The organism is Bradyrhizobium sp. MI1.4, from assembly GCF_055811315.1.
In genome coordinates this window covers 1-3,179 of record NZ_JBVVPP010000110.1, presented here as the reverse complement: position 1 = coordinate 3,179, position 3,179 = coordinate 1, and the positions used below count along the sequence as shown (strand labels likewise).

Sequence of the window (3,179 nt, the reverse complement as noted above, 5' to 3'; positions counted from 1 at the left end):
TCATGGATGATCTGTTGCGGGAGTTTTTGACGGAAACCAGCGAGAGCCTGGACACCGTGGACAATCAGCTGGTGAAGTTCGAGCAGGAGCCGAACAACGCCAAGATCCTGGATAACATTTTCCGGCTGGTCCACACCATCAAGGGCACGTGCGGCTTCCTCGGATTGCCGCGACTGGAAGCGCTGGCGCATGCCGGCGAGACGCTGATGGGCAAATTCCGTGACGGCATGCCGGTGACGGGGCAGGCGGTGACGGTGATCCTGTCCTCGATCGACCGCATCAAGGAAATTCTGGCCGGGCTGGAGGCGACCGAAGCCGAGCCCGAGGGCACCGACCGCGATCTCATCGACAAGCTGGAAGCGATGGTCGAGCAGGGCATGGCCGCCATGGCGGCCGGCGCTGCTGCTGCCGTTGCCGAAGCGCCGCCGCTGGTGCCGGACGCGCCTGTCGCCGTTGAAGCCGCGCCGACCTCCGGCGTGCTGGCCGACCAGAGCCTGGAGCGTCCGCTGCGTCCGGGCGAAGTCTCGCTCGACGAGCTCGAGCGTGCCTTCCGCGAGACCGCGATCGAAGTGCCGGTCCCGGTTGCCAAGGCCGAAGTCAAGGCGGAGCCTCCGCCGGCCGCTGAAGCCCCGGTGCCTGTTGCCAAGGAAGCAGCGAAGGAAGCCAAGGCGCCCAAGGACAAGGCCGTGCCGAAGAAGTCGATCGCCGACGAGGGCGCCGCCGAGGGAGCCAGCATCGCCAACCAGTCGATCCGCGTCAACGTGGATACGCTTGAGCATCTGATGACCATGGTCTCGGAGCTGGTGCTGACCCGCAACCAGCTGTTGGAGATCTCCCGCCGCAACGAGGACACCGAGTTCAAGGTGCCGTTGCAGCGGCTGTCCAACGTCACCGCCGAGCTGCAGGAAGGCGTCATGAAGACGCGCATGCAGCCGATCGGCAATGCCTGGCAGAAGCTGCCCCGCATCGTTCGCGACCTCTCGAGCGAACTCGGCAAGCAGATCGAGCTGGAGATGCACGGCGCCGACACCGAGCTCGACCGCCAGGTGCTCGACCTGATCAAGGACCCGCTCACCCACATGGTGCGCAACTCCGCCGACCATGGCCTGGAGACCCCGGCCGAGCGTCTCGCCCGCGGCAAGGGCGAGCAGGGCACCATTCGCCTGTCCGCCTATCACGAGGGCGGCCACATCATCATCTGCATCGCCGACAACGGCCGTGGCCTGAACACCGACAGGATCAAGGCCAAGGCGATCTCCTCAGGTCTGGTCACCGAGGCCGAGCTCGAGAAGATGAGCGAAGCCCAGATCCACAAGTTCATCTTCGCGCCGGGCTTCTCGACCGCGGCCGCCATCACCTCGGTGTCGGGACGCGGCGTCGGCATGGACGTGGTGCGCACCAATATCGACCAGATCGGCGGCACCATCGACATCAAGTCGGTCGCCGGTGAAGGCTCCTCCGTCACCATCAAGATCCCGCTGACGCTCGCCATCGTCTCCGCGCTGATCGTGGAAGCCGCCGGCGACCGCTTTGCGATCCCGCAGCTCTCCGTGGTCGAGCTGGTGCGGGCCCGCGCCAACTCGGAGCACCGCATCGAGCGCATCAAGGACACCGCGGTTCTCAGGTTGCGCAACAAGCTGCTGCCGCTGATCCATCTCAAGAAGCTGCTCAAGATCGACGACGGCGCCGTCTCCGATCCCGAGAACGGCTTCATCGTGGTGACGCAGGTCGGCAGCCAGACCTTCGGCATCGTCGTCGACGGCGTGTTCCACACCGAAGAAATCGTGGTCAAGCCGATGTCGACGAAGCTGCGCCACATCGACATGTTCTCGGGCAATACCATCCTGGGCGACGGCGCGGTCATCATGATCATCGACCCCAACGGCATTGCCAAGGCGCTCGGCGCCGCCGGCTCTTCGGCCCATGACATGAACAACGAGAACGGGACGCACAGCATCGGATCGGGCGAGCAGACCACCTCGCTGCTGGTGTTCCGCGCCGGCTCGGCCCAGCCCAAGGCGGTCCCGCTCGGGCTCGTCACGCGCCTGGAAGAGCTCCCGGCCGACAAGATCGAGTTCTCGAACGGCCGCTACATGGTGCAGTACCGCGAGCAGCTGATGCCGCTCGTTGCCATGGAGAGCGTCACCATCGCGAGCCAGGGCGCCCAGCCGATCCTGGTGTTCTCCGACGACGGCCGCTCCATGGGCCTCGTCGTCGACGAGATCATCGACATCGTCGAGGAACGGCTCAACATCGAGGTCGGCGGATCCTCCTCCGGCATTCTCGGCTCGGCCGTGATCAAGGGCCAGGCCACCGAAGTGATCGACGTCGGCCACTTCCTGCCGATGGCGTTCTCCGACTGGTTCACCCGCAAGGAGATGAAGCCGTCGCTGCACTCGCAATCGGTGCTGCTGGTCGACGATTCGGCGTTCTTCCGCAACATGCTGGCCCCGGTGCTCAAGGCCGCCGGCTACCGCGTCCGCACCGCGCCGACCGCGCAGGAGGGCCTGGCGGCGCTGCGCGCGCAGAGCTTCGACGTGGTCCTGACCGACATCGAGATGCCCGACATGAACGGGTTCGAGTTTGCCGAGACCATTCGCTCCGACAGCAATCTGGGCGCGATGCCGATCATCGGGCTGTCCGCGCTGGTGTCGCCGGCGGCGATCGAGCGCGGCCGCCAGGCCGGCTTCCACGACTATGTCGCCAAGTTCGACCGTCCCGGTCTGATCGCGGCGCTGAAGGAACAGACCGCGGGCGCCGCCGGCGCCTCCGAGCTGAGCCGCGCAGCCGCCTAAACCCCAGCGGGATGGATCAGGAGATACGCACATGACCAAGAAGACCCAGTCCGGCGAAGGCGCCATGGTCGAATACGTCACCGCGATGATCGGCGGCCAGCTGTTCGGCCTGCCGATCTCCCGCGTCCAGGACGTGTTCATGCCCGAGCGCGTCACCCGCGTGCCGCTGTCCTCGCGCGAGATCGCGGGCGTGCTGAACCTGCGCGGCCGCATCGTCACCGTGGTCGACATGCGCGCCCGGCTCGGCCTGCCCAAGCCCGAGGACGGCAAGATCCCGATGGCGGTCGGCGTCGACCTGCGCGGTGAATCCTATGGTCTGCTGATCGACCAGATCGGCGAAGTGCTGCGGCTCGCCGAGGACGGCATGGAAGAAAACCCCGTCAA

At 66.2% G+C, this 3,179-nt stretch carries 2 protein-coding genes; both read left to right on the top strand.

The genetic code is table 11. The features are described 5' to 3' along the window. Nucleotides 1–2: 2 nt before the first annotated feature. Entirely contained in the window at nucleotides 3–2,795 is a 2,793-nt protein-coding gene (locus AC0L23_RS39740; protein WP_317245497.1) for a hybrid sensor histidine kinase/response regulator, read from the top strand. A 31-nt stretch (nucleotides 2,796–2,826) separates the two neighbouring features. Then, the coding region (locus AC0L23_RS39735) for a chemotaxis protein CheW (RefSeq protein ID WP_085357185.1) at nucleotides 2,827–3,179 on the top strand (353 nt) is incomplete at its 3' end.